Source organism: Collinsella sp. AF20-14LB, assembly GCF_003459505.1.
Classification (GTDB): domain Bacteria; phylum Actinomycetota; class Coriobacteriia; order Coriobacteriales; family Coriobacteriaceae; genus Collinsella.
This window is the reverse complement of the sequence record NZ_QRWD01000008.1, coordinates 44,054-65,862: the sequence shown is the minus strand read 5'-3', so window position 1 is coordinate 65,862 and position 21,809 is coordinate 44,054. Positions and strand designations below refer to the sequence as shown.

17 protein-coding genes and 1 pseudogene are annotated in these 21,809 nt (G+C 60.5%); 16 read left to right on the top strand and 2 right to left on the bottom strand.

The window, feature by feature from the left end; translation table 11 throughout:
* The first annotated feature begins 4 nt into the window (after positions 1 to 4).
* From DWX63_RS05615 to DWX63_RS05580, 8 genes are all read left to right on the top strand, one after another.
* Positions 5 to 745 (top strand): ATP-binding cassette domain-containing protein, encoded by a 741-nt coding sequence (locus tag DWX63_RS05615; protein WP_117769450.1) that lies wholly within the window; start codon positions 5 to 7, stop codon positions 743 to 745.
* A gap of 279 nt (positions 746 to 1,024) precedes the next feature.
* A complete protein-coding gene (locus DWX63_RS05610; protein WP_158559622.1) occupies positions 1,025 to 2,707 on the top strand; it encodes an ABC transporter ATP-binding protein in 1,683 nt (560 codons plus the stop codon).
* 186 nt (positions 2,708 to 2,893) lie between these two features.
* The gene (gene rpmE / locus DWX63_RS05605; protein WP_006235303.1) at positions 2,894 to 3,319 is read left to right on the top strand and encodes a 50S ribosomal protein L31; all 426 of its coding nucleotides are present in this window, start codon (positions 2,894 to 2,896) and stop codon (positions 3,317 to 3,319) included.
* A 307-nt stretch (positions 3,320 to 3,626) separates the two neighbouring features.
* Positions 3,627 to 6,434, top strand: a complete 2,808-nt coding sequence (gene secA, locus DWX63_RS05600) for a preprotein translocase subunit SecA (protein WP_117797449.1) — start codon at positions 3,627 to 3,629, stop codon at positions 6,432 to 6,434.
* Positions 6,434 to 7,582: a peptide chain release factor 2 gene (gene prfB / locus DWX63_RS05595; RefSeq protein WP_117843073.1), complete on the top strand. Its 1,149-nt coding sequence runs from the start codon at positions 6,434 to 6,436 to the stop codon at positions 7,580 to 7,582. The genes secA and prfB overlap by 1 nt, the downstream gene beginning before the upstream one ends.
* 140 nt (positions 7,583 to 7,722) lie before the next feature.
* Positions 7,723 to 8,613, top strand: a complete 891-nt coding sequence (locus tag DWX63_RS05590; protein WP_117843072.1) for a YitT family protein — start codon at positions 7,723 to 7,725, stop codon at positions 8,611 to 8,613.
* Positions 8,614 to 8,821: 208 nt separating this feature from the next.
* Positions 8,822 to 9,652: a transketolase gene (locus DWX63_RS05585; protein WP_117843071.1), complete on the top strand. Its 831-nt coding sequence runs from the start codon at positions 8,822 to 8,824 to the stop codon at positions 9,650 to 9,652.
* 1 nt (position 9,653) lies between these two features.
* Positions 9,654 to 10,595 (top strand): transketolase family protein, encoded by a 942-nt coding sequence (locus DWX63_RS05580; RefSeq protein ID WP_117843070.1) that lies wholly within the window; start codon positions 9,654 to 9,656, stop codon positions 10,593 to 10,595.
* 117 nt (positions 10,596 to 10,712) lie between these two features.
* On the opposite strand, the gene DWX63_RS05575 is transcribed toward DWX63_RS05580, so the two are convergent.
* Positions 10,713 to 11,894 carry a hypothetical protein gene (locus DWX63_RS05575; RefSeq protein WP_233514484.1) on the bottom strand — a complete coding sequence of 394 codons (1,182 nt, stop codon included), beginning with the start codon at positions 11,892 to 11,894 and terminating at the stop codon, positions 10,713 to 10,715.
* 21 nt (positions 11,895 to 11,915) lie between these two features.
* A pseudogene (locus tag DWX63_RS11680) lies at positions 11,916 to 11,981 on the bottom strand (zinc-ribbon domain-containing protein); the annotation flags it as partial.
* Between the two features lie 437 nt (positions 11,982 to 12,418).
* Here DWX63_RS11680 and ftsE point away from each other — a divergent pair.
* The 8 genes from ftsE (at position 12,419) to DWX63_RS05535 (ending at position 21,749) form a co-directional block, all read left to right on the top strand.
* A complete protein-coding gene (gene ftsE, locus DWX63_RS05570; protein ID WP_117843068.1) occupies positions 12,419 to 13,639 on the top strand; it encodes a cell division ATP-binding protein FtsE in 1,221 nt (406 codons plus the stop codon).
* Complete coding sequence (gene ftsX, locus DWX63_RS05565; protein WP_117735980.1) at positions 13,626 to 14,546, top strand: permease-like cell division protein FtsX; 921 nt, start codon at positions 13,626 to 13,628, stop codon at positions 14,544 to 14,546. Before ftsE ends, ftsX begins: the two co-directional genes overlap by 14 nt.
* 122 nt (positions 14,547 to 14,668) lie before the next feature.
* Positions 14,669 to 16,804, top strand: coding sequence for a ribonuclease R family protein (locus DWX63_RS05560; protein ID WP_117843067.1), 2,136 nt, complete (start codon positions 14,669 to 14,671; stop codon positions 16,802 to 16,804).
* Positions 16,805 to 16,978: 174 nt separating this feature from the next.
* The gene (locus tag DWX63_RS05555) at positions 16,979 to 17,584 is read left to right on the top strand and encodes a recombinase family protein (protein WP_117843066.1); all 606 of its coding nucleotides are present in this window, start codon (positions 16,979 to 16,981) and stop codon (positions 17,582 to 17,584) included.
* Between the two features lie 120 nt (positions 17,585 to 17,704).
* Positions 17,705 to 18,271 (top strand): VanZ family protein, encoded by a 567-nt coding sequence (locus tag DWX63_RS05550; protein WP_158559621.1) that lies wholly within the window; start codon positions 17,705 to 17,707, stop codon positions 18,269 to 18,271.
* Between the two features lie 204 nt (positions 18,272 to 18,475).
* The gene (locus DWX63_RS05545) at positions 18,476 to 19,327 is read left to right on the top strand and encodes a MurR/RpiR family transcriptional regulator (protein ID WP_117802999.1); all 852 of its coding nucleotides are present in this window, start codon (positions 18,476 to 18,478) and stop codon (positions 19,325 to 19,327) included.
* Between the two features lie 10 nt (positions 19,328 to 19,337).
* Entirely contained in the window at positions 19,338 to 20,261 is a 924-nt protein-coding gene (gene murQ / locus DWX63_RS05540) for an N-acetylmuramic acid 6-phosphate etherase (RefSeq protein ID WP_117843111.1), read from the top strand.
* A gap of 57 nt (positions 20,262 to 20,318) precedes the next feature.
* Positions 20,319 to 21,749, top strand: coding sequence for a PTS transporter subunit EIIC (locus DWX63_RS05535; RefSeq protein ID WP_117843064.1), 1,431 nt, complete (start codon positions 20,319 to 20,321; stop codon positions 21,747 to 21,749).
* Positions 21,750 to 21,809 lie beyond the last annotated feature (60 nt).

The following is a 21,809-nucleotide window of genomic DNA, read 5'->3' as shown; positions in this document are numbered from 1 at the left end:
CTCGATGATTGACCTTCAAACGCTGACGATCTCTTATGGAAAGAAGGTGCTCGTAGATTCGGTGAACGCTGAGTTTGCCCCGGGTACGGTCTACGGTCTCGTCGCTCCGAACGGGCATGGAAAGACGACGTTGCTGCGTGCGATGGCAGGTTTGCCGGGTCCTCGCGTGGACGGGAGCATCGTTCTGGATGAGGTGCAGGGTACGGGTGCGAGAGAGGTCCGTTCTATGATCTTCTATGCACCTGGTGAGGGGACGCTGCTGTATCCCGGATTGCGTGCGGAAGATCACCTCAAGATGGTTTGCGATATGTGGCCGCATGCTCGCGATATCGAAGAGATAGTGGAACAAACGCAGATAGGCGAGTTCGCGAAGATGAGGATCCGCACTCTGAGCCAGGGCATGAAGCAGCAGCTTACCCTGGCGATTGCGTATGCGACGGGCGCGCGGTACCTTCTATTAGATGAGCCCATGAACGCGCTCGACCCCAGCAGGGTGGACTTGCATTCCGAGATTCTCAGGAAGCTGGCCGATTCTGGTACGTGCATCATCATGTCATCCCACATCTTGGATTCGGTCGATAGGCTGTGCGATGAGATTCTGTTTTTGAAGGATGGGAGGCTCATTAGAAGCATTCCGCAAGATGATGCTGCGCCGAAGTCTCCTGGATCCCATTTCGCAAAGCCTGCCGGACGCGCCGAGGGTGCGCTAAGCACGTATCGGCGACTCTACGAAAAGGGCGGGTAGAAATGCAAGTTAAAAATCTATGTGGTCAATATAATACCGTTGAACCAGCGTATCGATACCGCTCAGCCATTCGCCTCGCCCCCGTCGCACGTATCTTCATCCGGTCTGTTACTTTTAATCTAACGATTCTTTGAGGAACGTAGGTGCTTCTGAATGTACTGTCGACTTCTTCTCAAACTGATCCTAAGAGACAAGGCCGCATGGATTTGTACGCTCGTTCTCGCTGCAGCCTTTTCCGTCCCCATTGCGTTCAATTCACCCATCTACGGGCCCTTCTTTATGAAGCAGGGCATGCAGGGCTTTGTCGACGCATTCAATACGCGCGCGCCCCAGGCCAGCGGCACAGACCTATCGCCAGAGCAGCAAGCTGACGCGGAGCTTGCAAGATACGCGAACGCCGCCCTTGCCGCTCAAACCGACGCCGCCTTTCTCGATTCTGCCGAGAGCTACTACGCGCTCATGGGCGAAGGCTTCCAATCCGGGTCCATCGTGGGAGACCGAGAGACCAATGACGCGGCGCTCGCATATTGCCGTGCCCTGAGCAGCTCCGGCATCACGGATATCCCGGCCTCCGCAAACGACCTGCCATTCCTTTCCTTCCTGCCTTACGCCATTGCCACGGCGCCGTCTTTCCTTCCCTTCATCCCCTTCCTTCTCTCGTCGATACTCGTGCTCGGCGCCACAAGGCCCGGGACCCTGGCGGCGAAGGCGCCCGCGCCCAAATTCCGGCGCCTTATCCAGATCGTGTTTTCGATAATCGCCGCGGGGACCGCGATGCTCCTCGCCGGCCTCGCGCCCGGGGGCATTTACGCCTTGGCCCTAAACGGCTTCGGGCAAATTGGGTACCCGATCGCCTTCTTCCATGACGGCGCGCTTACCACCACGACCGCGGGAAACGTCTTCACAGCCCTGCTTCTCGCGCTGCTTGCGGGCGGAACCTTGATATCCGTTTGCTCCGCCGTCATATCGACCGCAACGAGGCGCGTCCTCGCGGGCCCCCTTACCTCAGCGCTGCTTGTCGCGGCCCCGGCATTCCCGTTGCTGTCCGATTCGGCGCTGGAGCATAATGCCGTGCTCGGGCTCCTGCCGCTGGCCGTGTTCTCGCCTATCGAGGCAACGGGTTACGTAGGATGCTTCCCGACAGAATTCATTGGCTCCGGTTCAGGCAGCGCATCGATGCTTGCCGTGGCCCTGATATACGTCGCGGTCTTTTTTGCGGTCGGCGCCGTTGCGGCACGTTCGCCCAAACAGTCTGGACCCGCGAAAAAGCGCCATGGGCTCGAGCTTCTGGACGTGAGCGTGGGATACGGGAGCACGACGATACTTTCAATCGGGTCGCTTTTCTTGAGCCCGGGAACGGCGACGGGCCTCGTTGCTCCCAACGGCTCGGGGAAAACCACCTTTCTTGAAGCGCTGTCGGGCCAATTTCCCACCCGTATCCGCTCGGGAAGCCTGGTGGCAGACGGAATCAGCCAACGTCGATCAGCCGAATTTGCAGAACTCGTCTACCTGAGCTCTTCGGGCGGCGCGGATCTCTACCCCACGCTATCGGCCATCGAGCACCTTGCTTTCGTTAGGGAGGCGTGGAAATCGGCCGCCGACATCGACTCGCTCTGCAGCTCCCTCGGAATCTCCCCATATCTCGACAAGCCGACCCGTAAACTCTCGACAGGAATGAAGCAGCAGGTAAAGCTTGCCATGGCGATATCGACCGATTGCCCGTACCTTATCCTCGATGAACCGCTGAACGGCCTCGATCCGGGAAAGCGGAAAACCTCTTGCGACGCGATGCGCGGCGAGGTGGCGCGGGGACGAAGCGTGCTCATTTCAAGCCATCTGCTCGACGACCTGGCAGACCTCACCAACTCGTTCTACTTTATCGAAGCCGGCACGCTCGTGGAAAAGATCGAGTCGTCCTCGCAGACGCTCAAGCAGGAATACCTCGATACATACGAGAGATGAATGTGGGGGAGTGTTCGGATGAAGTTGATATTTAAGGTCCAGCTCGTGTAGTGCCGAAAAGACCGTGAACCTTTTGTGGGACACGCGGCGCCGTGGTACCATAGCCGAGTTTGTTGTCTTGGTCGGAAACCAAGACGCCTTATGCGCTGATCGGTAACCAGCGCCTGACTAATAAGGAGTCCTACCATGAAGCAGGGTATCCATCCCCAGTATGTCGAGTGCACGGTGACGTGCTCCTGCGGCAACACCTTCAAGACGCACGCTACCGTGTCCGAGATGAAGGTCGAGCTTTGCAACGAGTGCCACCCGTTCTACACCGGCCAGCAGAAGTTCGTCGACACCGGTGGACGCGTCCAGCGCTTCGCCGACAAGTTCGGTGGCGCCGCTGCCGCCCAGCTCAAGAAGGCCGAGGAGGCCAAGGCTGCCAAGGCCGCCAAGGCTGCTGAGGCCGAGGCCGCTCGCAAGGCCGCCGCTGAGGCTAAGGCTGCCGAGAAGGCTAAGCGTGCCGCTAAGTTCGCCGAGGAGGCTGCCAAGCAGGCCGCCGAGGCTCCTGCAGAGGCTCCCGTCGAGGAGGCCGCTGCCGAGGCCGAGACCACCGAGGCTGCTGAGTAAATAGCTCGCCGCGGAATCGCTCGCATTCATGGCATGAGGGCCGTGCATCCATTTGGGTGCGCGGCCCTTTTCTTTTTATTGGTGCAAGCTAACCTGTCCCCGTGGCACCAAATGGCAGAGAGACGGCGTTTGCTCAGATAAAACTTGCCAAAATAAACCTGTCCCATTGTGGCAGGTTGGTCATAGTTATTACGTGGCGGTCGAGGTCGACCGTATAGGCCGCGCCTTGTTTGGCTAAAGTACAATCATCTGTGTTTAACTCGCCCGCAGCTGCACGGCGTGGGCGATGGCCAAAAAGGAAAACCACATGGGATTCATGTCAAAGCTGCTGTCCTTTGGATCCGATAAGGACCTTAAGCGCTACTACAAGATCGTCGACCAAATCAACGGTCTTGAGCCCCAGTTTGAGAAGATGACCGAGGAGGAACTCCGCGCCCAGACCGATAAGTTCCGCGAGCGTTACGCCAACGGCGAGTCGCTTGACGACATGCTTCCCGAGGCTTTTGCCACCGTGCGCGAGGCTTCCAAGCGCATCACGGGCATGCGTCACTTTGACGTACAGCTCATCGGCGCCATGGCGCTTCATGAGGGTCATATTGCCGAGATGAAGACCGGCGAAGGCAAGACCCTGGTCTCCACCTTGGCCGGCTACCTCAACGCTATCGCTGGCAAGGGCGTGCATGTCGTTACTGTCAACGATTACCTGGCCAAGCGCGACTCCGAGTGGATGGGCCGCATCTACAAGTACCTGGGAATGACCGTCGGTCTGCTCCAGAACAACATGCCGCTCGAGCTCAAGCGTCCGGCCTACCAGGCAGACGTCACCTACGGCACCAACTCCGAGTTCGGTTTCGACTACCTGCGCGACAACATGGTCACCCGGCCCGAGCAGCGCGTACAGCGCGGCCACAACTACGCCATCGTCGACGAGGTCGACTCCATCCTGATCGATGAGGCTCGCACCCCGCTGATTATCTCGGGCGCCGGCACCAAGTCCGCCAGCACCTATAAGGACTTCGCGCGCGCCGTGCGCGGCCTGGAGCGCGGTGAGGACGTGTCGCACGACATGCTCACCGCCACCGAGGACGTCGAGCCCACGGGCGACTACGTCATGGACGAGGCCAAGCACACCATCGCCGCCACCGAGCGCGGCCTTAAGAAGATCGAGCGCCGCCTGGGCATCGATGACATCTATGCCGACCTCTCGGGCCAGCTGGTCAACCACCTGCAGCAGGCGCTGAAGGCCCAGTACATGTTCCACCGCGACAAGCAATACGTGGTCACCAACGGCGAGGTCAAAATCGTCGACGAGTTCACCGGCCGCATCATGGAAGGCCGCCGCTACTCCGAGGGCCTGCATCAGGCCATCGAGGCCAAAGAGGGCGTGCTCGTGCGCGAGGAGAACCAGACGCTGGCTACCATCACCCTGCAGAACTACTTCCGTCTGTATGACAAGCTCTCCGGCATGACCGGTACGGCACTCACCGAGGACGCCGAGTTCCGCGAGATCTACAAGCTGCCCGTCGAGGTCATCCCCTCCAACAAGCCCGTTCAGCGTGTCGACCACGAGGACCTGGTGTACCGCACCATCCAGGCCAAGTACAACGCCGTTGCCGACGACGTCGAGCGACGTCACGCCAAGGGCCAGCCGGTCCTGGTGGGCACCGTCTCCATCGAAAGCTCCGAGAAGCTGTCGGCCGCCCTTACCAAGCGCGGTATCGCGCACGAGGTCCTCAACGCTAAGCATCACGAGCGCGAGGCTCATATCGTTGCCCAGGCCGGACGCTACGGCGCCGTGACCATCGCTACTAACATGGCCGGTCGTGGTACCGACATCCTGCTGGGTGGCAATCCCGACGAGCTGGTGCGCGAGCGCCTTGAGTACGAGGGCCTGACCATGGAGGACGTGACGCCCGAGCAGCTCGAGCAGTTTAACGCTGAGGCCAAGGAGACCTGCAAGGCCGAACGCGAGCGCGTGCTTGCCGCCGGCGGCCTGACCGTCATCGGCACCGAGCGCCATGAGTCCCGTCGTATCGACAACCAGCTGCGTGGCCGCTCCGGTCGTCAGGGCGATCCGGGCGAGACTCAGTTCTACCTGTCGCTCGAGGACGACCTCATGCGCCTGTTCGGCGGCGACAAGATGGACCGCGTTTCCAAGATGATGGTTACCGCCGACATGGGCGACGACATGCCCATCCAGCACAAGATCATCTCCAAGGCCGTCGAGAACGCCCAGCACAAGGTCGAGAGCATCAACTTCTCCATGCGCAAGAGCGTTCTTGAGTACGACGACGTCATGAACAAGCAGCGCCAGGTCATCTACGCCGAGCGCAACAAGATTCTGGACGGCAAGGACCTGACCGATCACATCACCGAGGTCATGCACGATACCGTGTACCGCTGTGTTCAGGAGTTCTGCACCAAGGACAGCCACGATGGCGAGCGCGATCTCGAGGGCCTGCGCAAGTGGGTCGTGGAGCTCACCGGGCATATCGACACGCCCAAGTTCCCCGACGAGGACTTCGAGGCCCTGGCTGCCGATGTCCTGGCCTACGTTGAGAAGTGCTACAACATGAAGGCCGAGCGCCTGGGTGAGGACCTCATGCGCGAGCTCAACACCCAGGTCATGCTGCGCGTCATCGATACCCGCTGGATGAACTACCTGCAGGAGATGGACTACCTCAAGACCGGTATCGGACTGCGCGGCTTTGGCCAGCGCGACCCGCTGGTCGAGTACAAGACTGAGGCTTATGGTGCCTTCCAGATGCTCGTTGACACCATGTACGAGGATTACCTGCGCACCGTTCTGCGCATCGAGATCAAGGCCGCCCCGCAGGCCGTGGAGCACAAGGAGGACCCCGCGCTCGAGGGTGCGCGCTTCTCCGGCCCCGCCGACGTCGATGGCGACAACGGCAGCTCGGTGCTGCGCAAGCAGGCACAGGTTCAGGCTCGTACGGCCGTCCAGGGAGGCCCGGCTGCTGTCAACAACGGCGGCAAGGTGACCACCTACCGCAAGTCCGAGAGCGACGATCCGTACGTCAACGTTGGCCGCAATGACCTTTGCCCCTGCGGCAGCGGCAAGAAGTTCAAGTACTGCCACGGCAGGAATCGTTAATGGCCGAGGCTTTAGAGGTAACGCCCGCCGAGCTGGACGCGTTTGCGGACCGGCTCGGCGAGGTCGAGTCGTATCTTCATTTGGACGAGAAGCGCACGCGCGTGACCGAGCTCGAGGCCAAAAGCGTGGCCCCCGGCTTTTGGGATGACGCCGACGCCGCTCGCGCCACCATGGAGGAGATCGCTCGCGCCAAGGAAGATATCGCTGCCGTGGATACCGCGCGCGGCGAGCTATCTGACGCCCGCGCGGCGCTGGAGCTTGCCGAGGAGATGGGCGACGACCCCGATGCCGCCGCATTGCGCGAGGAGGCTGCCGCTACGGCAGAACGCCTGGCCCGCGCTATCGACGAGCTCGAGCTTTCGAGCTGGTTTACCGGTGAGTTCGATCACGGCGACGCGATTGTGACCATCAAGCCCGGACAGGGCGGCCTGGAGGCGCAGGACTGGACCTTCATGCTCTTCAAGATGTACATGAAGTACTGCCAGCGTCGCGGCTGGAAGGTCACCATTAACGACTGCCCCGCAGCCGAGGTCATCGGCATCGACCGTGCGACCTTTACCGTCGAGGGTAAGGACGCGTTTGGCATGCTGCGCGCCGAGGCCGGCGTCCACCGTCTGGTGCGCATTAGCCCCACCGACGACAAGAAGCGCCGCCAGACCACGTTTGCCGGCGTTGAGGTCATCCCCGTGCTGCCTGACGATATCGACATCGAGATCAGTCCCGACGATATCCGCGTGGACGTGTATCACGCGAGCGGCCCGGGCGGACAGGGCGTCAACACCACCGACTCCGCCGTACGCGTGACGCATTTTCCCAGCGGCATCGTTGTCACTTGCCAAAACGAGCGCAGCCAGATTCAAAACAAGGCCGCGTGCATGCAGATTCTCAAGGCCCGTCTGTACGAGATCGAGCTCGAGAAGCGCGCCGAGGCGCTCGACGAGATTCGTGGACCCAAGACCACGATCGGTTTTGGTAACCAGATTCGCAGCTACGTGCTCTACCCGTATCAGATGGTCAAGGACCTGCGCTCGGGTGTGGAGACCAGCAATGTCGAGGCCGTTCTCGACGATGGCGATTTGGATCCGTTTGTGATCGGCTACCATCGCTGGGCGACTGGCAACGCCGATGCGGAAAGCCAGAGTGCCTAAACCCATAGGGTTGGCCTTGGGCGGATGTGGCCAATACGGACCCTGTGCGGGGTGGTATTTGCTCGGTGAATCGGTAGAATCGAATACAGTAAGAAGTTCAAAGCGCACTCGTTTGGGTGCGCTTTTTTGAGGGAGGCAGCATGGCATATCGTCTGGACATCAAGCGCATTCTTTCGCTGAACTTCTTTCATGACTTGCCCAAGATCATGTTTGGCTGCGCCCTGGCAGCTATCGCGACGGATCTGTTTTTGATTCCCAACGGTCTTGCTGCCGGCGGTGTTACGGGTCTCGCCACGATTATCCAGGCGGTCGGCGCCTCGCATGGCATCTCGCTGCCTGTCGGTATTCAAACCATCGTGATGAATGCCTTGCTGCTGCTGGTCGTTATGCGCGAGGGGGGCATGTTCTACGTGGTCCAGACGGCGACGGGCTTTGTGCTGCTGGGCTTCTTCACCGACCTGTTCGCTCCGTTTGTGGCGCCGCTGGCACATGCCGACCTGATGCTGCCCGCTATGTGGGGCGGCATTATCACGGGCATTGGCTACGGCATGGTGCTACGCGCCGGTGCCAACACTGGCGGCTCTGACACCATCGGTCAGATTATCTCGCGCAATACGTCACTACCGGTGGGCTCCACCGTCATGGCGATCGACGTTGCCGTGTGCGCGCTGTCGGCCCCGGTCTTCTCGGTCGAAAACGCGCTGTATGCGGGCCTTTCGATGGTCATTAGCGGCTACGTGATCGATGCCGTGGTCGACGGCGGCAACAGGCGCCGTATGGTACTCATCATCTCGGACAAGTTTCCCGATATTGCGGCCGACATCATGTATGGCCTGGGTCGCGGCTGCACCAAGTTTAGGGCGACCGGCATGTACTCGGGCGCCGAGAAGCCGGTGATCATGGTCATTGTGAGCCGCCGCGAGCTCAACACCCTCAAAACGATCGTGCGCGAGCGCGATCCTCACGCCATTGTGACGGTCGCCGACGTTACGGAAACCTTCGGTGAGGGATTCAAGGACATTAACGCGTAGGGCCGACTGCGTTCCATCCAAAAGACGTTCACATTGATAAACCGTTTCATCAGCGGTTCTGCCTGCTCAATTGTTCAAATAATGATAAATACTCTGGTAAAGCTTCCAGTTTCCAGCATAATGAATGACGTACGTGCATCGCGGCTGTGTTGGGACTACCTTTCCGTGCCGTGCGCATCTTGTCTTAAGAGGATGAAAGGAAGGCACAATGAGCGACGAAGAGCTCAAAAAGGTTGCCAACGAGGTAAGGAAGGGCATCGTCACCGGCGTGCACGCTGCCAAGTCCGGCCATCCGGGCGGTTCGCTCGGCGCTGCCGACATCATGACCTATCTGTACTTTGAGGAAATGAACGTCGACCCGGCCGACCCCCGCAAGGCCGACCGCGATCGCTTCGTGCTTTCCAAGGGTCACTGCGCGCCTGGTCTGTACGCCGTGCTCGCCGAGCGCGGATTTTTCCCCAAGGAGGATCTCGGGACGCTGCGCCACATCGGCAGCCACCTGCAAGGTCACCCCAACATGAACGACACCCCGGGCGTCGATATGTCCACCGGTTCGCTCGGCCAGGGCATCTCCGCCGCCGTGGGCATGGCCGTTGCCGCCAAGCACTGGGGCGACGACTATCGCACCTACGCCCTGCTGGGCGATGGCGAGAGCGAGGAGGGCCAGGTTTGGGAGGCCGCCATGTTTGCCGGCAACCAGCAGCTTGACAACCTCTGCGTGATCGTCGACCACAACGGCCTGCAGATCGACGGCCCCGTCGAGGAGGTCAACGACCCCATGCCGCTCGCCGACAAGTTCCGCGCCTTCAAGTTCCACGTGGTGGAGCTTGCCGACGGCAACGATTTCGATCAGATCCGTGCCGCCTTTGCCGAGGCCCGCGCCACCAAGGGTCAGCCGACCGCCATTATCGCCGAGACCACCAAGGGCAAGGGCGTTTCCTTTATGGAGAACCAGGTGGGTTGGCACGGCAAGGCCCCTAACGATGAACAGTTTGAGCAGGCCATGGCAGAGCTCACGGCCGCCGGAGAGGAGCTCTAGGATGGCAGACGTCAAGAAAATCGCCACGCGCGTAAGCTACGGCGAGGCCCTCGTCGAGCTCGCCAACGAGCACGACGACTTTGTGGTCCTCGACGCCGACCTGGCCGCCGCCACGCAGACCGGCAAGTTTAAGGCAGCCTGCCCCGACCGCTTCTTCGATGTGGGCATTGCCGAGAGCAACCTGATGGGTGTTGCCGCCGGTATCGCGACCACCGGCCGCGTCGCCTTCGCGAGCACCTTTGCCATGTTTGCCGCTGGCCGCGCCTTTGAGCAGGTCCGCAACTCCATCGGCTATCCGCACCTTAACGTTAAGATCGGTGCCACGCACGCCGGTATCTCGGTGGGCGAGGACGGCGCCACGCACCAGTGCTGCGAGGATATCGCTCTCATGCGCGTCATCCCCGGCATGACCGTTATCGTTCCCGCCGACGACGTGGAGGCTCGTGCCGTGACGCGCGCCGCCTACGAGTGCGATGGCCCCGTGTACATGCGCTTTGCCCGTCTGGCCTCGCCGGTCATCAACGACCCCGAGACCTACAAGTTCGAGGTGGGCAAGGGCATCGTCATGCGCGAGGGCGCCGACGTCACCATCATCGCCTGCGGCCTAATGGTCGGCGAGGCTCTCGAGGCCGCTGAGCAGCTTGCTGCCGAGGGCATCGATGCCGAGGTCATCAACATGCACACCATCAAGCCCATCGATGCCGACCTGATCGTCAAGAGCGCCACCAAGACCGGTCACGTCGTGACCGTCGAGGAGCACTCCGTGATCGGTGGCCTGGGCAGCGCCGTTGCCGACGTTCTGTGTGAGCAGTGCCCGACGCCGCTCAAGAAGATTGGCGTCAACGACACCTTCGGCGAGTCCGGCCCGGGTGCCGAGCTCCTGCACAAGTACGGCCTGGACGCCGCCAACATCGTGGCGACCACCAAGGAGTTCTTGGCCTAAGGCGTTTTGGTTGCGCTTTAACTTGGGAACCGTTCCCATATTGGGCAATGAAAAAGCCGGGGTGCCTTCCATCTAGAGGCACCCCGGCTTTGCGTTTGGAGACGGCTGGGAAAGAGGCTAGAGAGGTTTTACGGTCGGGGCCAGGGTGCCGGCAAAGATGTCGTCTGCCTTGAAGAGCGTTTTAGAATCCGGTGCGTTTGCGGCTTTCATTTCGGAGACGATGGTATCGAATGAGACGGCTCCCAAGGACTGTAAATCGAGGGTCTCGCGGGCGGCATCATCAGAGCAGCCGGTCGAGCTCGATGAGAATTTGGAAAGATGAGCCATTGCGGCGTCGTAGGACCAGCGCGTAATCCATATTTCTACATAGCGGCCGCCGCCGAGGTTGATGTCCTTTACACACCCGCCGCCGATATCGCCGCCACCCCATACCTCATGGTCGTATCCGGTAAGACTGCCGATGTATTTGTCGGGATAGGCGGTCGAGTACAGTTCTATCGAATCCCCGTTGACCTTTGCCGTGACCCTGCCATCCCAATACTCGGGCAGGTCGACACTGAAGGTTTGGGCCTCGATGTGGCGTGCGGCGACTTTGCGCTGTTCCTCGGCCTGGCGCGCCGCTTCCTCTTCGGCGGCTTTCTTGGCTGCAACGGCGGTGTCGCGGCGGTTCGTTGCGGCGTGTTGCAGCGCATCGACGTTGGGCGCGTCCTTGCCCTGGTATGCCATGGCGAGTTTCACGGCGTCGTTGATCTCGTCGTCGGTCACGTCGACAGCATCGATGGGCGTAAAGTCCAAAACCGAATCCTGCTCGGCGAGTTCTGCCAAGTCGATCTTCTCTCCCTTAGCAAAAGCGTCGTCGATCGTGAGCTCGGCCTTTGTGCAAGGCACCTGGTAGATGGTGCCGTCGGCGGCGATAGGGGAGCCGGCTGCCTTGAGCGTGTACTTGCCCTGGATTAGCTTGATGCCCGAACCGTCGGATGCGACATATTCGACCTTGTCGACCTTCTTTCCGTCGACCGTCTTGCCCTTTACGCGCACCGGCACACGCGAAGCGCCGTTTTCGGTGTCCCACCCATCAGCCTTTACGCTCACCACGAGCGCATGCTTGGAATGCGCCGACTCATACTGCCCCTGCTCCTGAACATGCTGCTGATGCAGGTGATACGCCAGCCCACCGCCCCCGTCAACAACAAGTATCGCCGCACAGACGATAGCGATCACAACGCCTTTCTTGGGCTTCTTGCTGGGAGCGGGCGAGTCCACGGGTGTCGGCGCAACCGCAGGGTTGGCTACGGGCATAGCCTGTGTCCCGTCAAGTGCAGCCCCGCATCCCACGCAAAACCGAGCCTCATCAGCAAGCTCAGCACCACAATAAGGACAAACCATATCAACCTCCAGCAAGCCTAGAGCTACCCATCTAACTCAACTCAACTGTAAAGCGATATCCCCAACCCAAGTTGCGCAACATTCAAAGAGACCTTATCAAGCGGGGTTTCTATTGGGATAAGGGCCCAGCACAACAAAGTGCAATTCAGCCAGACCCATGCATGGTTTTGCTGCATTCAAGACGAACGCATCGACTCTTTGGTAGCCGCAGGCCGCGCACAGGGTTACCTCCCAAATCTTTCCGCAGGACGGAGGAGCCCCCGCAGCGCGAAGCGCGCAGCGGGGGTTCCGACATGTCCGAGGACGATTTGGGAGGTAACCCTGTGCGCGGCCGGACAGATCCCAAAGCCCGCCATGCTTCTTATGTGCAGCAAAGGCAATCCTGCTAAAATACAAAGCGCTCATGTAGTTTAAACGCACGACGATAAGGAGCACCAGTGGGTAACCACTTCCGTACCTCCGGTGCGGGCGATGAAGCCCCCAAGACGCAGCCGAGCGTCGCGGGCAGTCGTTTCGCCACTCCGGATTCAGAGGATCAGCTGTTTAGCCCGATCCCCGCACAGCCGGCAGATCAGGCACAGCCGGCGGCAGATCCCTTTGCCTACAACCCCAACAACGATGTTGCGCTTTCCGGCACGGCTGGCTTTGAGCCCGTTCAGACGGTGACCGCCCGCGTGGCTCAGCCTCAGATGAGCGCCGCCACGCCGCAGCCTACCATGGCCGGCATCCCCGATCCTATGGCCCCTGCGGCTCCCGCGCCGCAGCCCGCGCAGTCCGGTCTTTTTGCCGGCATTCCCGACCCCACGCAGCCTGCGGCTCCCGTGGTCGAGCGCGATCAAGCCGCCGAGGTCGCAAGCCTCGACAGCGCGCTCAACAACCCCGACTTCACGTCGGTGTTTGCGCCCATCGACCCGCAGGCCAGCCGCAAAAAGATGGCCAAGCAGGCCGGTGTCGAGCCCGTCATCCTTATGGAGCACGTCACCAAGATCTATCCGGCGCAGCCCAACAAGCCCGCACTCGACGATATCAACATCGAGATCTATCCGGGCGAGTTCGTCTTTTTGGTCGGCCACTCCGGCTCGGGTAAGACCACGCTGCTGTCGACGCTCAACCGCGACGTCAAGCCCACAAGCGGTCGCATTTTGGTCGCCGGCCAGGACCTCATGAAGATCAAGAACCGCAAGGTCCCGTTCCTGCGTCGTCAGATTGGCGCCGTGTTCCAGGACTTTAAGCTCCTGCCGCAAAAGACCGCCTACGAAAACGTGGCGTTTGCCCTGCAGTGCATCGGCAAGCCCAAGGGCGTCATCCGCAGCCAGGTGCCCGAGGTGCTGCGTCTGGTCGGTCTGGCCGACCAGATGGACTCGCTGCCCGATCAGCTTTCCGGTGGCGAGCAGCAGCGCGTGGCCGTTGCCCGCGCTATGGTCAACCGTCCGCCGCTGCTTATCTGCGACGAGCCCACGGGCAACCTCGATCCGGCGATTTCGCTGGGCATCATGAAGCTGCTCGAGCGCATTAACCGCACCGGTACCACCGTGATCGTCGCTACGCACGACCGCGAGATGGTCGATAGCATGCACCGTCGCGTGATCGCCCTCGAGGGCGGCCACGTAATCCGCGACCAGGAGAGGGGAGGTTACGGCAACTATGGCACCAACTAACGTGGGCTACTCGCTCAAAGAGGCAATCAGCCACTTCTTCCGTAACTGGACCACCTCGCTCGGCGCCGTCATCACGATTTTCCTTTCGCTGTTTATCATCGGCCTGTTCATTATGGGTTCCGCGATGCTGAACTCCGTGATCGGCACCGTCGAGGATCAGGTCGTCATCAACGCCTTTATTAGCGATGACGCCGACCAGGCAGATGTTCAGGCCTTTGAGGCCGAGCTCAAGACGTGGAGCAACGTCAAGTCCGTGACGTACAAGGACAAGGACGACGCGCTGGCCGAGTACACGAGCAAGATGTCGGGTAACGCCGACGCTACCATGAGCGCGCTCGACGGTCAGAACCCGCTGCCGGCTTCGTATGCCATCGAGATGGACGATCCGTCCATGGTCGAGAGCACGGCCCAGAAGCTCAAGAAGAACGCCGATTTTCAGAAGATCGCGGACGACGGCGACGTTAACGCGAGCGTTCTGTACGGCCAGGAGGAAGTGAGCCGCCTGTTCCAGGTGACGAACTACATCCGTATCGCCGCTGTAGTGCTCGTCGGTCTGCTGACCTTTATCGCGTTCATTTTCATTAACAACACGATTCGCCTGTCCATTACGGCGCGTCGTCGTGAGATCGCGATCATGCGTCTGGTGGGCGCAAGCAACGGCTTCATTCGCGGGCCGTTCATTACCGAGGGCGTGCTGCAGGCCATTTTGGGCTCGTTGCTTTCCATCGGCGTGCTGGAGCTGCTGCGTAACCTGATGGTTCCGCGTTTGCAGGAGAGCATCGGCTGGATGTCGTTTGCGCTGCCGATGCAGTACTACCTGGTGACCTACGCCGCGCTGATTCTGGTCGGCGTCATTATCGGTCTCTTTGGTTCCGCCATCGCCATGCGCCGCTACCTGCGCGTGTAAGCGCTGCGGATATGCCGTCTACAACGGGTCGTTCCTTTCCAGGGGCGGCCCGTTTTTTGTCCCCTAGGGATCATTTGGGTAGACTCTTGGGTGTAAGCGGCCATCGATAGTAAGGAGGCGCCATGGGGCGCAATAACAAGCATAAGCGTGGAGCTCGCAATAAGCGCGGGCCGGTGCGCAGCGAGCGTCGCCCGAGTCTGACCGGACGCGTGCAGCTCCATGAGCATAGCGCCTATGTTGTAACCGAAAACGGCGACTACAAGGTCATGGGCCGCGGCAAGCGCGAGATTATGGACGGCGATACCGTTGCCGTAAGCATTAAGAACAGCCCGCATGGCGAGCGGCGCGCCGTAATTGAGGGCGTCGTTGAGCGTGCGGCCATTAGTGTGGTGGGCACGTACCAGACCGCCGGCCCGCTCGGGGTGATCGAGCCGCTTGATTCTCGCCTTAAGGCCGATTTCTTTGTTCTGCCGGAGGACACCTCGGCGGAGCGCTTGGGCGTTCATTCGGGCGATGCGGTCGTCGCGCGCATTCTGACATATCCGACGCGCCTGGAATCGGGCACCGTGACGATTGAGCGCCGTATTGGCGGCGATGATGCGCCCGATTTGGGCGTTCAGTATGTGATGGCGCGCTATGGCTATACCGATACTTATCCCGAGGCCGCGCTAGCCGAGGCCGAGGCACTTTCGCTCGATGTGGCCTCGGCGCTTAAGGACCCGCTCCGCCGAGACCTGCGCGACCGCTTTGTCATTACGATTGACCCGGTCGACGCGCGCGACTTTGACGACGCCATCTCGCTGGAGCGCACGCCCGAGGGCGGCTACAAGCTGGGTGTCCATATTGCCGACGTTTCGCACTATGTTGCCTGGGACGGACATATCGACCTGGAAGCCCGCCATCGCACGACGTCGGTGTATCTTGCCGATCGCGTGTTGCCCATGTTGCCCGAGCGCCTGTCGAACGATTTGTGCTCACTGCGTCCCGACGAGGACCGCTTGGCGTTTACCGTCGACATTGAGCTCGACGCGCAGGGTCGCGTGCGCCATTACGATCCCTATCCCAGTATGATCCGCTCGCGCGTGCGCATGGACTACGACGGCGCCGAGGCGCTGCTGGTACGTGCCGGTGCGGTGGAGTATTCGGTGCTGGAGGGTGCCGCCGAGGATGTTTCCGCGGTTGAAGTCTCGCGCGAGGAAGCGCTCGAGCGCGGGCTTGCGTGCGAGGAAACCACTCGCGGCTATAACGTCGACTTGGGGGATTTCCTCGTAGCTGCCAACGAGCTCGCTGAGCTTCGCCATCGTATTCGTCGCGCACGCGGTTCGGTCGACTTTGATACGGCCGAGATCCGTGCGCTGTTGGATGAGGATGGTGTGCCCGTGCAGATCGTGGCCCGTGAGCGCTCGTGCGCCACGTCGCTGATTGAGGAAGCCATGCTGCTGGCCAACGAGTGCGTGGCGGAGTGGCTGGCCGACCGCGATATCGAGGCCTGCTATCGCGTACACGACGATCCCAGCCCCGACAGCCTGCACGGTGCCGCCGTGGCGCTGGCACAGCTGGGTATCATCGATGACCGTCGCGCGGCAGGCATTGCTCTGGGAAGTCCCGACGAGCTACAGGCGGCGGTTGATGCCGCAGCCGGTACGGCCAACGCGCCGCTCGTCAACACGCTGCTGCTGCGCAGTATGCAGCGCGCACTGTACAAGCCGCGCAACGAGGGCCACTTTGCACTTGCTTCGCCGTGCTATTGCCATTTTACGAGTCCCATTCGCCGCTATCCCGACCTGGTGGTGCATCGCGTACTCAAGTTACAGCTGGCCTACGAGCGGCTGGGCGGCAAGGACGCCTTGGTGCGTACGCCGCGGCTGATCGGTAAGGGTCGCGAGTCCCTGCCGCGCATCCTGCCGCAAATCTGCCGCGCGTGCAGCGATGCCGAGCGTGCGGCCGATGCCGCCAGCCATGCGACGCAAAAGATCAAGATTGCCCAGTACTACGAGGACCGCCTGGGCGAGCGCTACGCCGGAACGATCTCGTGGGTCAGCAGCATGGGCCTCTTTGTGCGCCTGGATCTGACACAGGTTGAGGGTTTGGTTTCGATCAAGAGTCTGGGCAACGAGTGGTTCGAGTTTGATGAGGACGCGCTCACGCTCACGGGTGCCGACACGGGGACTCGCTATGAGCTGGGGCAGCGCGTGATCATCGAGGTCTCGCGCGTTAACACCACGCGCGGGCACTTGGATTTCAGGCTTATTCATTAGCCGGAATTTGGTGATTCATAGAAAACGGGGCGGTCTTTTGGGGCCGCCTTTTTTGTGGCGCATCAATCGTCTTGCCGCTCGCGCGCTTGCGTCTTCCGCCTGCTATAGGGGAGATAAAACCTACCAAAATAAACCTGTCCCTTTTTGGGAGGTTTACGAGAGAGCGGGGATGAGATGGCAACGGTGTACGGGTATGCGCGGGTGAGCTCGCGTGATCAAAATCTGAATCGGCAGCTGGATGCGCTGGGCGCCTATGGCGTGGAACCGGCGAATATCTTTGCCGATCATGCGAGCGGCAAGGACTTCGATCGACCGCGGTATCGCGAGCTGCTGTGCGCGTTGGATTCCGGTGATGTGCTGGTGGTACTTTCCATTGATCGGCTGGGCCGTAACTACAGCGAGATCCTCGAGGAATGGCGGTGCATAACCAAAGAGCTCGGCGCCGCCATCGTGGTGTTGGACATGCCATTGCTCGACACGCGCGCCAGAGACTGTGGTGGGTCGGACGTGACGAGTGCGTTGATTGCCGATATTGTTTTGCAGCTGCTGAGCTATGTGGCGCAGGTGGAGCGCGAGAACATTCACCGGCGCCAAGCCGAGGGCATTGCGGCGGCGCGAGCGCGCGGCGTGCGCTTTGGCCGGCCCCGCAAGCCCTGTCCTCCGCAATTCGAGCTGGTGCGCGATACCTACGAGGCGGGTGATATCACGCGGAGTCAGGCGGCAAAGCGGCTAGGCGTGTGCGTGGGGACGTTTGATCGCTGGATGCGCGAGATGGAGTAGGGGCGCCGCGGTCCTTTGGCGCCCCGATTCGAACATTTTGGATTTCGCTACGGCGGCAACTGCATTTGGGGGTACACTCGCTGCTGCTCAAAAAATGACGGAGGTTAGCCCTTGGCGCGTGTGAAGCACATAGTCGGATGGATTTCGGTTGTCCTGCTGGTCGTGACGCTGGCAAGTATTTGGATACTGACGGGGCAAAACGTGGAGCAGACGTCATCGCTCAGCGAGTCCACTGCGCGCGCGGTGGAAGGACGGGCCGCGGACATGCGACCCGACGCCGCGCAGGAGTCCCAGGCGGGGGATGCCGTCGAGGGCGCGGATTCAACGACTGCCACCGTTCATCCCGATCCGCTTGCGCCCGTTCGTCTGTGGATGGGTGCCAACATTCGTCGCGTCGCACATACCGTTGAGTTCTTCTTTGTAGGACTGTTTGCTTCGACGACAGTGGCATGCCTGGGCGAATGCCTGCCATGCGCGCGATTCCGGTACGCACTCGCTGCGCTCTTTTGCGCCGTCTGCTCTGTCGGCGACCAAGTGCACAAGATCTTTGTTCCTGGTCGTCATTTCGACATGATCGACCTGGGCTTCGATGCCGTGGGCTATGTCACCGCCATGCTGTTGGTATTGCTGGTCTCCGCATGGGTACACCACGTGACGCGCCCCATCGGCGCCCATGCGAGGCGCTAGCCGGTAACAAACCCGTTTCTGATAATGCGACCTTGTTGAATTATTTTGTGTCGCGCGTATTTCCGAGCGGTCGGATTTGAGGGGCGAGCGGTAGAACGCTCGCCCTTTGTGCGCCACGATGCGGCACAATGTACCGCAAAAGCTGTTTGTATCCGGTACGAATCGTTCGTTGGTCTTTAATTCTTCTCAACGGAGGTGTTTGAGATGGCAAACGGATTGCTTTTGCGGCTTCGCGAGCGTGAACTCAGCGCGAGCCCGGCGGAACGCAATGTCATCGCATATGTAAGCGCTCATCCGCATGAGGTGGTCGGGCTGTCCGTCCGCAGTCTTGCCGATGCCACGTTCTCCTCGCCCTCGAGCATTTTGCGTTTTTGCAAGCGTTTGGGTTTTGCGGGCTACAAGGAGTTCCAGCGCGAACTGATTGCTGAATTGGCGCTCTTGGGTGACAAGAAAGACGTTGCCCTCGAGGACATCTCCATGGATGACAGCGTCGAACGTATCGTGGGGAAGGTGATGAAAAGCAACGTGCGTACGATCGAAGCGACGGCGCGAACGCTCGATTACACCGTTTTGGAGCGATGCGCGGCCCATCTTAAGCGGGCACGCGCGGTCAATCTGTTCGGTATCGGTGCCTCTCGTTTGGTCGCGCACGATCTGGCGCAAAAGCTCATGCGTGTCGACAAAGAGTGCCATCTGTACGACGACTGGCATGATCAGCTCCTGTGTGCCAAGAACATGCATGAGGGCGATATGGCAATCGCCTTTAGCTACTCGGGCTTGACGCAAGAGGTGCTGGACTGCACTGCTGAGGCTCAACGTCACAACTGTCTCGTTGTGGCCGTTACCAAAGTAGATGGATCGTCCAAGCTTGCCACCATGGCCGATGCCGTGCTCGGCGTTGCTGCAAGCGAGCCCTTGGTCCGCAGCGGTGCCATGGCCTCGCGTATGGCCCAGCTTATGGTTGTCGATGCCCTGTACGCTGCTTACGTTGCCAGCGACTACGAGCGGGCGACGCATGTCATTAAGCAAAACTACATCGAGAAACAGGAAAGATGAGGTGAATGAAATGCTCGATTTAACAAAATTCACGACCGAACAGCGTAATCAAAGGTCAATGGACCTCGATACGATGACATCGCTGCAAATCGTCACGACGATGAATGATGAGGATCTTCGTGCCGTCCAGTCGGTCACGAAAGTGTTGCCCCAGGTTGCCACAGCAATCGACTGGGCTGCTGAGGCACTCGAGCGCGGCGGGCGCGTCTTTTACATGGGCGCAGGCACCAGCGGTCGTCTGGGCGTACTCGACGCTTCGGAGTGTCCGCCCACGTTTGGCGTGTCACCCGATCTGATCGTCGGGCTCATTGCCGGAGGCGAGACGGCGTTTATCAAGGCCGTCGAAGGCGCCGAAGACAGCGAGGAGCTTGGCGCGAGCGACCTGCGGGAGCGTGGACTCTCGGATAAGGATCTTGTCGTTGGCCTGGCGGCAAGCGGTCGTACTCCCTATGTGGTGGGCGGCCTTGTGTACGCCAAAGCAACTGGGTGCAAGACCATCGCAATTGCCTGTAACCAAGGGTCGAAGATCGGGGAGAGCGCGGATCTTGCCATTGAGCCTGTGCCCGGTCCCGAGGTGCTGACCGGCTCAACGAGGCTCAAAGCGGGAACGGTCCAAAAGCTCATTCTCAATATGATTTCGACCGGTGCCATGGTCAAGATTGGCAAGGTGTACCAAAACCTGATGGTCGATGTACAGCAGACGAACGAGAAGTTGGTGGTGCGCGGCCAGAACATCGTGATGGAGGCGACCGGCTGCACGCGCGAGCGCGCTGTTCAGGCGCTTGCAGATGCCGGCGGCCACGTAAAAACCGCTATTGTCTCGGTGCTGCTGGACTGCGATGCCGAGCAGGCTGCGGTAGCTCTTGAGCGGGCGCGCGGCCATGTCCGTGCTGCGGTGAGGGGCCATGAGAAGAGCAATGCCGATGCCCAATAGGTGCACGGCGTGAGTAGATATGACATCAAGAAGAGATACCCAATACAAGGAGGAGTTATGACGAACAAAGAGCTGGCTCAAAAGCTGCTGGATCTTTTGGGCGGTAAAGACAACGTGCTCGCAAACGCGGCGTGCATGACGCGCCTGCGCGTGACCGTCAAAGACACGAGCAACGTTGACACGGAGGGTATTAAGGCACTCGACGGCGTGATGGGCCTGGTCGAGGACGACACGATGCAGATCGTGCTGGGTCCGGGCAAGGTGAATAAGGTGCTCGAGGAATTCTCCAAGCTCACCGGCCTTGCGAAAGGCGTTGCTGACGAGAGCGTAGTTGACGCTGCGGCCACAAACAAGGCCGCGCAGAAGGCCAAGTACGAGTCCAAACCGGTTCAGGCCTTCCTTAAGAAGATTTCCAACGTCTTCGTCGCCCTGCTTCCCGGCATCATTGCGGCTGGCCTCATTAACGGTATCTGCAACGTCATCAATGTCTCGACGGCGGGTGCGCTTGCGGGCGAGTGGTGGTATCAGGGCATTCGCTCCATGGGTTGGGCCCTCTTCGCCTATCTGCCCATTTTGGTGGGCTATAACGCAGCGCGCGAGTTTGGTGGCTCCGCTGCACTGGGCGGTATCGCCGGCATGATGTGCATCGCCAACAGCGCCATGCCCCTGCTTGCGCCTGGCGCTGCTGATCCTGCCACTGCCATTCTGCTGCCGCTCACCAATGCGCAGTACAACCCCGCAGCGGGCGGTATGATCGCGGCTCTCATCGCTGGTGCGTTTTTCGCCTGGATGGAGCGTCAGATTCGCAAGGTCATGCCCAACGCGCTCGATACGTTCCTGTCCCCGCTGCTGGTGCTCATCATCGGCGCCTTTGCTCTGATGCTTGTCATCCAGCCGGTTGGCGCTTGGCTGACGGCCGCGATCTTTAGCGTCCTCACCTTTATCTTCGAGAAGCTGGGCGTCCTGGGCGGCTATATCCTGTCGGCAGGCTTCTTGCCGCTGGTGTCCGTCGGCCTGCATCAGGCGCTCACGCCGATCCACGCTATGCTCAACGATCCCGACGGCGCTACCAAGGGCATCAATTACCTGCTGCCCATCCTTATGATGGCTGGCGGCGGCCAGGTCGGTGCCGGTTTGGCGCTGTACTTTAAGACCAAGAACGCCAAGCTCAAGAAGTATGTCGCCGAGTCCATCCCCGTTGGCATCCTGGGCGTGGGCGAGCCTCTGATGTATGCCGTTACGCTGCCGCTCGTTCGTCCGTTTGTGACGGCCTGCCTGGGTGCCGGATTTGGCGGCGCGCTTGCAGCGCTGCTTCACATCGGCACGGTTTCCCAGGGTGTTTCCGGTCTGTTTGGCCTGTTGATCGTCGTTCCTGGTCAGCAGCTCGGCTACGTTGCCGCTATGCTGCTTGCCTATGTCGCCGGCTTTGTCCTGATGTGGTTCTTTGGCGTGGACGAGCAGAAGATCAACGAGTTTTTTGGCGAGTAGCCTGATACTGCGCGCTATGTCATTCGAACGTCTTGACGTGCCGCAGATCTCTTGATGCTA

Excerpts from the sequence above, each read along its gene's own strand:
- DWX63_RS05615 (WP_117769450.1), top strand. The coding sequence starts at position 5 with ATGATTGACCTTCAAACGCTGACGATCTCTTATGGAAAGAAGGTGCTC.
- DWX63_RS05610 (WP_158559622.1), top strand. The coding sequence starts at position 1,025 with ATGAAGCAGGGCATGCAGGGCTTTGTCGACGCATTCAATACGCGCGCG.
- rpmE (WP_006235303.1), top strand. The coding sequence starts at position 2,894 with ATGAAGCAGGGTATCCATCCCCAGTATGTCGAGTGCACGGTGACGTGC.
- secA (WP_117797449.1), top strand. The coding sequence starts at position 3,627 with ATGGGATTCATGTCAAAGCTGCTGTCCTTTGGATCCGATAAGGACCTT.
- prfB (WP_117843073.1), top strand. The coding sequence starts at position 6,434 with ATGGCCGAGGCTTTAGAGGTAACGCCCGCCGAGCTGGACGCGTTTGCG.
- DWX63_RS05590 (WP_117843072.1), top strand. The coding sequence starts at position 7,723 with ATGGCATATCGTCTGGACATCAAGCGCATTCTTTCGCTGAACTTCTTT.
- DWX63_RS05585 (WP_117843071.1), top strand. The coding sequence starts at position 8,822 with ATGAGCGACGAAGAGCTCAAAAAGGTTGCCAACGAGGTAAGGAAGGGC.
- DWX63_RS05580 (WP_117843070.1), top strand. The coding sequence starts at position 9,654 with ATGGCAGACGTCAAGAAAATCGCCACGCGCGTAAGCTACGGCGAGGCC.
- DWX63_RS05575 (WP_233514484.1), bottom strand. The coding sequence starts at position 11,894 with ATGCCCGTAGCCAACCCTGCGGTTGCGCCGACACCCGTGGACTCGCCC.
- ftsX (WP_117735980.1), top strand. The coding sequence starts at position 13,626 with ATGGCACCAACTAACGTGGGCTACTCGCTCAAAGAGGCAATCAGCCAC.
- DWX63_RS05560 (WP_117843067.1), top strand. The coding sequence starts at position 14,669 with ATGGGGCGCAATAACAAGCATAAGCGTGGAGCTCGCAATAAGCGCGGG.
- DWX63_RS05555 (WP_117843066.1), top strand. The coding sequence starts at position 16,979 with ATGGCAACGGTGTACGGGTATGCGCGGGTGAGCTCGCGTGATCAAAAT.
- DWX63_RS05545 (WP_117802999.1), top strand. The coding sequence starts at position 18,476 with ATGGCAAACGGATTGCTTTTGCGGCTTCGCGAGCGTGAACTCAGCGCG.
- murQ (WP_117843111.1), top strand. The coding sequence starts at position 19,338 with ATGCTCGATTTAACAAAATTCACGACCGAACAGCGTAATCAAAGGTCA.
- DWX63_RS05535 (WP_117843064.1), top strand. The coding sequence starts at position 20,319 with ATGACGAACAAAGAGCTGGCTCAAAAGCTGCTGGATCTTTTGGGCGGT.